This window comes from Novosphingobium sp. SG751A, from assembly GCF_013149295.1.
In the GTDB taxonomy this organism is placed as follows: domain Bacteria; phylum Pseudomonadota; class Alphaproteobacteria; order Sphingomonadales; family Sphingomonadaceae; genus Novosphingobium.
Genome location: NZ_JABGCB010000022.1, coordinates 63,405 through 71,107, shown reverse-complemented (window position 1 = coordinate 71,107; position 7,703 = coordinate 63,405). Strand labels below are relative to the sequence as shown.

Below are 7,703 nucleotides of genomic sequence, written 5' to 3'. Positions count from 1 at the left end.
CCGAAGGCGGCGGTGGGCCCAATTATCCCAATATGTGAGAAGAAGGAGAATATGCGAGGGTCTAGACCCTCGCGCTCCCGGGACTGTCTGCGTGGCGCCCCGTCCAAGCCAAGGCTTCCGGTAGGCAAGCTCAGCAATTTAAAAGCCTGCGGCGCGAACCAGCGCAACCCGGCGCCGCAGGACATAAACCCTAAAAACACACCACCCGGCCAACCTCCCACCACCCTAAAACGGGATTGCAAAGGGCCCCCGCCCTTTGCCCGCCGGAGGCAAAAAACGGGGACCTTCCCCTCAATCCCCCAGCAATGCCGTCACGGTCTTGGTCTCGGTATAGGCCAGCACACCTTCCTCACCCACCTCACGACCCCAGCCCGATTCCTTGACCCCGCCAAAGGGGGCCGAAGGGTCATTCACGCCATGGGTGTTGATCCAGACCGTGCCTGCCTGAAGCTTTTGCGCCGTCAGATGTGCGCGCGACAAATCGCTGGTCCAGATATTGGCGGCCAGACCATAGCGCGTGTCATTGGCGGCCCGCACGACTTCCTCGGGATCGTCGAAAGGCGTTGCGACCAGAACAGGGCCGAAGATCTCCTCGCGCACGATCGAGGCTTGCGGATCGGGATTGGCGAAAATGGTGGGTTCGACGAAATAACCGCGATCCGGCCCGGTGCCGCCGCCTGTTATCACTTCGGCCCCGCTTTGGCGGCCCTGTTCGATATAGTCCAGCACGCGCTGCTGCTGCTGTCGCGAGACAAGCGGGCCGAGCATCGTGTCGGGCGCTCGCCCATGTCCCAGCTTGAAGCTGCGCGCCGCATTGGCCACACTTTCCACCACGCGATCAAACACAGAGCGTTCGACATAGAGGCGCGAGGCGGCCAGACATACTTGCCCGGAGTTGAAGAAGATAGCCAGCGCGGCCCCGATGGCGGCCTTGTCGAGATCGGCATCGGCAAAGATCAGCGAGGGCGATTTGCCGCCCAGTTCCAGCGTCACACGTTTGAGGTCGCGCGCTGCGGTCTGCACGATCTGTTTGCCCACGCGGGTCGATCCGGTAAAGGCGATCTTGTCCACGCAGGGATGTTCGACCAGCGCCTGTCCGGCCTCATGCCCATAGCCGGTCACGACGTTGAGCACGCCTTCGGGCAGCCCGGCTTCCAGCGCCAGTTCGGCCAGACGCAGCGCCGTCAGCGGGGTCACTTCCGAAGGCTTGAGCACGATGGTGCAACCTGCGGCCAGGGCCGTAGCCACTTTCCATGCCGCCATGGCCAGGGGGTAATTCCACGGCACGATCTGGCCCACCACGCCGATCGGTTCGCGCAGGGAATAGGAGTGATATTGCCGCCCGTCGCCCGAGAAAGAATTGACCTGCCCGCTGATCTTGGACGCCCATCCGGCCATATAGCGGAAAATATCCACCGCCGCGGGAACATCTACGGCCAAGGCATGATGCACCGCCTTGCCATTGTCATAGCTTTCGAGCAGCGCCAGTTCCTGTGCATTTTCCTCGATCTTGCGGGCGATGGTTTCGATGATCCTTGCCCGGTCCAGCGGGCGCATCCGCGACCATGCCGCGCCTTCAAACGCGCGCCTTGCGGCCCGAACCGCCTGATCCACCTCTGCCGCCCCGCCGGCGGGCACATGGGCGAAAATCTGGCCGGTGGCCGGGTCCTCGACGGGAATGGAGCTTCCGCTTTGGGCCAAGACGCGCTCAGCACCGATCAGCATGGTGGTTTCGGGCAGGCGAACGGAGATTTCAGGCGGGGGAAGAGTGCTGCTTTCCATGACATGGCTCCAATAAAAAATGGCCGCGCCGAGGGAGGCGCGGCCCAGGGGAGAACCGTTCAGTAACGGGCCGAAACGCTCAGCCCGAAGGTTTGCGGCCGACCGGCAAAGCGCACGGTCGTGTCGGTAATGCGGGTGGCGTTGGTCCAGTAATAGGTGTTGCCCAGATTGCGCACGAAGGCGGTCAGGCGATAGCGTTTGTCGGCAAAGGTCAGCCCTGCGCGCAGATCGACCAGCGTATAGGCCCCGATGGAGAGCCCGCCATTGGCGCTGAGCTGAGCCGAAGGGGTGCGCAACGGATCGCCCAGCACGGCCTGCGTCGAACTTTGGTAGGTGACATTGCCGCCAAGGAAGGCGCCGGTCCGGGCATCGAGCGACCAGTCATATTGCCCATCGGCAACGATCTGAACCTTGGGCGTATAGGGGAAGGGGGAGCCGTCGAAATCGACCTGATTGCCGTAGGAGTCGTAATTGACGAAATGGTCCTTGATCTTCGTTTCCAGATAGGTGGCCCCCAGACTGAATTTGAGGCCGCGCATGGGCGCCAGATCGACCTGAATTTCCGCGCCCTTCACCTGCGAGCGGGGCACGTTGACCAGAGCTTCGAGCGGGCCAAAGACGTTGGGGTTGGCAATCACGCGGCCTTTGAGCTGTTTATCGGCATAATCATAGTAAAAGACCGCCGCATTGACCTGTGCCAGACGGTTGAACAGGGTCAGCTTTGTGCCCAGTTCATAGGCGGTGATTGATTCCTGCGTCACCGGGTTGAACTGGTGGGAATCGCTGGCCGAAAGCATCGGGAAACTGCCCGATTTATAGCCGCGGCTGACCGAGGCATAGAACAGCTTGCCCTTGCCTGGTTTGAAATCCACCCCAGCGCGCCACGAGACATTGTTCTCGTTCAGCGTGTTGCGAACTTCGCCCACGGTCAGGCTGGAGGCGAAGATCGTGACGCAGCTGTTGGGCGCGATGGCGATGGGCGAAAGGCCCGCGCCGCCCCGGATGGCATTCACCAGATTTTGGATGCCCAGACCCAGCGCATAACCGCGATCGGCTGTGCATCCGGCAAAATCAATTTTGGTGTCGGTATAGCGAACGCCGCCGTGGAAGGAGAATTTATCGCCCAGGTCATAGTCAATATTGGCGAAGACCGCCTTGTTGACGTATTTCTGCCGCGCATACTGGCTGTAAACGGAGAAGGGGATGCCAAGCCCGGCATCGACGAAATTATAAGCCGGGGTGGATTGATCGTAAGGCCCGGCATCGTCCTGCTGATAGGTCTTCTCACTGGAGAAGTTGCCGCCAAGAATATAGGAAAGCGCGTCCACCTTGCCCGCAAGGCGCAGTTCTTGCGAGATCGCGGTGATCTTGCCGGTGGTGTTATAGTAATAGTCGCGCAGCGAGGTGCCGTCGGGGTCGATGTCGGAATCATTGTGATAGTCCGACCAACTGGTGATCGAGGTCAGCGTCAGATTGTCGTTCAGCTTATAATCGCCGCGCAGCGAGAGTTGATAGAACCAGTCATCGTGGCGCGGTCGTTGTTCGGGTGTCCAGTCGGCCGAGCGATTGTTGCGCGGCGCGGTGGGATAGGTGGCCAGCGGCCCCAGCCGCGCCGGATTGCTTAATGCCACAACGCCGATCAACTGGGCGGCCTGCCCGTCGCTCTTGTCGATAAAGCCATTGGCGTTGAACTGGATATGCAGCCGCTCGCTGGGCGTGAAGTCGAGCAGGATGCGTCCGGAGGTGAAATTGCGGTCGCCCAATTTGTCATTGCGCGTATAGCTGCGCTGCCATGCGCCGCCCTGTTCCGTCCGCACCGCCACGCGGGCCTTGAGCGTGTCGGTGATCGGGCCGCTCAGGAAGCCGCCGCCGCTCACTTCGCCGAAATTGTTGACGCCGGCGTCCAGCCCGGCCTTAAAGGTCGAAGTCGGTTTGGCGGCAATATAGTTGATCGCACCGCCCGTGGCGTTCGATCCGAACAGCGTGCCCTGCGGGCCTTTGAGCACCTCGACCCGTTCAAGATCCAGCGTGGCGCCCCGCGTCATGATGGAAAAGGGTGCCGCGACTTGATCCTGATAAATGCTGACCGTGGGTTTGGCGGCCAGACTGGTGTCATAAAAGCCGATGCCGCGCAGCGTATAGACCGGCGTGGCAAAGGCGCTTTCGGTAAAATTGAAGCCGGGCACGACCTTCACAAGATCGCTGACATTGGTGACGCCCTGTTCAGCCAGCTTCGTGCCTGAGGCGGCCGAAACCGACAGCGGCACGGTGTTGAGCGACTCCTCGCGTTTTTGCGCGGTGACGATGATTTCCTGAACACCGACATCGCCATTATGCGGCGCGTTCTGGGCATAGGCGGGGGCGACGACGGCAAGCGCAAACACGCTGGCCGCCTGCCGATAGGCAGCGATTTTCATGACTTTCTCCCTTGGTGGCCGCCTTTGATGCGGTCCTTTTTTCGGCCGGGCGGGGCGGCCCGCCTCACCCGGCAAATTCAGCGGCGAGGGGCGCTGCCTCGCCTTTGCATATCAGTGCCGGTTGATGCGGATCGGCAGCGACTTGTAGCCGCCCACGAAATTGGTCTCGACGAAGCGCGGTTCGCCGGCCAGTTCGATGCTGGAAAGATGGGGCAGCAGTTCCTCGAACAGGACGCGCATTTCCAGCTTGGCCAGATGTTGCCCCAGACACATATGCGGGCCAAAACCAAAGGCGATATGCGGATTGGGCGAACGGGTGATGTCGAAGCGGGCGGCCTCGGCAAAGACCTCTTCGTCGCGATTGCCCGAAGGATAGCACATCATCAGCCGGTCCATCGCGCGGATGGTCTGGCCCCGCAATTGCGTATCCTGTGTGGCGTTGCGCATGAAATGCTTGACCGGACTGGTCCAGCGGATCGCTTCATCGACCAGACCTTTGATGAGCGAGGGATCGGCCTGCAGCTTTGCAATATTCTCGGGATAGAGCAGCAGACCATGCAACCCGCCCGCCGTGGAGGATGAGGTCGTGTCATGCCCTGCCGTGGCGATGGCAACATAATAGCCATTGGCCTCGTTGCGTGGGATCGGGGCGCCATTGACCTGCGAATTGGCGATCAGTGAGAGCAGGTCATCGGTGGGATGGGCGCGGCGCTGGGCGCTCAGAGCGTCGAAATATTCGTAAAACTCCTCCAGCGTGGCGGCCCACATCTTGGCGGCGGCCACCGGGTCGGCAACCATTTCGGGGCGCTGTTCCTCAGGATCGTGAACGCCGAAGAATTCCTGCGTCAGCTTGAGCATCCGCGGTTCATCCTCGGGCGGTACGCCAAAGAGGCTCATGATGACCCGCAGCGGATAGAAAAGCGCGAAATCGCGGACGAAATCGCATTCGCCCTCCAAGCTGAGCAATTTCTCGACGCTCTGGCGGGCCAGCACGCGGATCTGGTCCTCCAGCTTGCTGACCCGATTGGGCATGAACCAACTGGCGGTCAGCGAGCGATAGGCGGCATGCTCGGGCGGGTCCATATAGGTCAGCGAGGAGATCAGGCGCAACGAACCGCCATTGATCTGCCGCATGAATTCATCCGAGGCCCGGTCATTAAGGATCGGGTTGTGATCGGCATTGTGAAAGAGCTTGGCGTTGACTTCAACCGAGCGAATATCGGCATGTTTGGTGACGATCCAGATCGGATCATAGCCTTCGACCTCGGCCACGCCCAGCGGCATATTCTCGCGCAGCCACGCGAGCGCGGGATAGATCACATCGTCATTGGTATAGGATTTGGGCGAAATCACGATCCGCGCAATGTCCTGGGGAATTACCGGGCGCACGGCGGTTTCAAGCGTGGTGGTCATGGCGGTCCTCTCGACGCATTGTTTTGAATTTTGCGTATGTCATATACGTAATACTGGACAGGTCAGCTCGTCAATTCTATTAAAAGGTCGGACCAAAGCGATGGGAATGGCCCCAAAAGCCCGACTTTCCGGCAACTAAGGTCCATCCGGAGGCGTGAATCGCACCGGGAATTGAATGACCCACATGAAAATGAATAGGAGGATGCCGATGAAGATAACCGCTGCGGTGGTGCGGACGGCCGGTGGCCCGTTCACGATCGAGACACTGACCATGGATGAGATTGCGCCCGACGAGGTGCTGGTGCGCATTGTCGGCGCAGGCTTGTGCCACACCGATCTGGTCGTGCGCGATCAGGTCTTGCCGGCCCCTTTGCCGGCCGTGCTGGGCCATGAAGGCGCGGGCGTGGTGGAGGCCGTGGGCGCGCAGGTGACGCATCTGGCTCCGGGCGATCATGTCATTCTGGGCTTTGCCGCCTGCCGCCAATGTGCGCAATGCATGGCGGGTCATCCGGCCTATTGTGAGCATTTTGGGCCGCTCAACTTTGGCGGTTGCCGCCCCGATGGCACGGGCTGTCTGCATGACGAGGCGGGCAAGGTCAGCAGCCATTTCTTCGGGCAATCATCCTTTGCCAGCCATGCGGTGGTCGCCGCGCATAATGTCGTGAAGGTGGACAAGGATGTTTCGCTCGAAATTCTGGGGCCGCTGGGCTGCGGCATCATGACCGGGGCGGGGACGGTGTTTCACGCGCTGGATATGCAACCGGGCGAGACCTTGCTGGTGATCGGCGGCGGACCGGTGGGGCTAAGCGCGATTATGGCCGCGCGCGTGCGCGGGGTGGAGCGCATCGTGCTGGCCGATCCGGTTGCATCGCGTCGTGCCATGGGGCTGGAACTGGGCGCAAGCGATACTATCGACGTCGGCGCGGGCGATATGGCCGAGCAATTGCGCCGGATCATCCCGCAGGGCGTCACCTGCGTGTTTGACAGTTCGGGCGTGGTGGCCGCGATTCAGGCCGGGGTGGCCTGTCTGGCCATGCGGGGCAGGCTGGCGCTGGTGGGTGTGCCGCGCAGGCTCGATGATGCGATCTCGCTCAACATTGTCGATATGCTCTCGCGCGGGATCTCGGTTTGCGGGGCCACCGAGGGGGATGCCGATCCTCAGACTTTTCTGCCCTACCTGATTGATCTTCATCGCGAAGGGCGCTTTCCCTTTGATCGACTGGTCACCACCTATCCGCTGGGGCAGATCAATCAGGCCATTGCCGATCAACATGCCGGGCAATGCGTGAAAGTGGTGCTGACAACGGCGGAATAAAGCGCGGCGATCGGCTGCTTCACTCCTTTGCGGGAGGGGAGCTGCGGATCGCTTCGAAGTGGCGAAAGAACGCCTGCTGGCGCAGCAGTCCGAAAAAGTCGAGCATCAGCGGCAATGCCTTTTCGACCATGCCGGCCGCTTCGTCTACACCGATGCGGCCGGCGATGCGTTGCAGGAAAGTGGTCGCCTCCCAGCGGCCGACAAAATCGGCGGCTTCGATATAGAAGCCGAGAATATCAGGCGTATAGTCCAGATTTCCACCAAACCCCGCCTTGCGCATCTCGCCCCAGATCCGCACGATCTGTGCGCTGGAAAGCGAGAGCATGTCGCCTTGCTTGGTCTCGATGATGGTCAGAATACCGATCCGCGCCAGCGTGCGCGCGTCCTCATCGGCATGAGGATAATGGTCGAGCAGCGAAGCGATGGCGACCGGCGGCCCGTCTGCGCCCGAACGATGGGCGACCAATTGCTCCAGCTTGTCCAGCGCGCTGGCGCCGACCGTACCTTGCGCGCCATTGCCATCCATAAGCGCGCCGATCTGGGCCAGGGTCAGCCTGCTTTCCTGCTGCAACTGCCGGATCGTGATGATCGCGCTGACATGTTTCTCGCTGTAATCGGCGACATTGCGGTGCGGGCGGTCGGGTTCGGGAATCAGGCCGTGGCGCAGATAGACGCGTATCGTCTCGCGGTGAACGCCGGTCCTTGTTTCCAGATCACGCATTTTCATAGGGGCGTTTAACCACTGTGGCGCGCAATGCGCAAACTAACATTCGTGG

The 7,703-nt window shown here is 61.1% G+C and carries 5 protein-coding genes; 1 reads left to right on the top strand and 4 read right to left on the bottom strand.

Features of this window, described 5'->3' with window-relative positions; all coding sequences use genetic code 11:
* Window positions 1–291: 291 nt before the first annotated feature.
* From FHW96_RS22345 to FHW96_RS22335, 3 genes are all read right to left on the bottom strand, one after another.
* A complete protein-coding gene (locus FHW96_RS22345; protein WP_216651012.1) occupies window positions 292–1,782 on the bottom strand; it encodes an aldehyde dehydrogenase in 1,491 nt (496 codons plus the stop codon).
* A 59-nt stretch (window positions 1,783–1,841) separates the two neighbouring features.
* A complete protein-coding gene (locus FHW96_RS22340) occupies window positions 1,842–4,199 on the bottom strand; it encodes a TonB-dependent receptor (RefSeq protein WP_172342780.1) in 2,358 nt (785 codons plus the stop codon).
* Window positions 4,200–4,310: 111 nt separating this feature from the next.
* On the bottom strand, window positions 4,311–5,612 hold the full coding sequence (locus tag FHW96_RS22335) for a cytochrome P450 (RefSeq protein ID WP_172342779.1): 1,302 nt from the start codon (window positions 5,610–5,612) through the stop codon (window positions 4,311–4,313).
* 208 nt (window positions 5,613–5,820) lie between these two features.
* Here FHW96_RS22335 and FHW96_RS22330 point away from each other — a divergent pair, with 208 nt between their 5' ends.
* The gene (locus tag FHW96_RS22330) at window positions 5,821–6,927 is read left to right on the top strand and encodes an NAD(P)-dependent alcohol dehydrogenase (RefSeq protein WP_172342778.1); all 1,107 of its coding nucleotides are present in this window, start codon (window positions 5,821–5,823) and stop codon (window positions 6,925–6,927) included.
* Window positions 6,928–6,946: 19 nt separating this feature from the next.
* On the opposite strand, the gene FHW96_RS22325 is transcribed toward FHW96_RS22330, so the two are convergent.
* Window positions 6,947–7,654, bottom strand: coding sequence for a MerR family transcriptional regulator (locus FHW96_RS22325; protein ID WP_253951152.1), 708 nt, complete (start codon window positions 7,652–7,654; stop codon window positions 6,947–6,949).
* Window positions 7,655–7,703 lie beyond the last annotated feature (49 nt).

Coding starts and splice junctions, on each gene's coding strand:
- FHW96_RS22345 (WP_216651012.1), bottom strand. CDS start 1,782: ATGGAAAGCAGCACTCTTCCCCCGCCTGAAATCTCCGTTCGCCTGCCC.
- FHW96_RS22340 (WP_172342780.1), bottom strand. CDS start 4,199: ATGAAAATCGCTGCCTATCGGCAGGCGGCCAGCGTGTTTGCGCTTGCC.
- FHW96_RS22335 (WP_172342779.1), bottom strand. CDS start 5,612: ATGACCACCACGCTTGAAACCGCCGTGCGCCCGGTAATTCCCCAGGAC.
- FHW96_RS22330 (WP_172342778.1), top strand. CDS start 5,821: ATGAAGATAACCGCTGCGGTGGTGCGGACGGCCGGTGGCCCGTTCACG.
- FHW96_RS22325 (WP_253951152.1), bottom strand. CDS start 7,654: ATGAAAATGCGTGATCTGGAAACAAGGACCGGCGTTCACCGCGAGACG.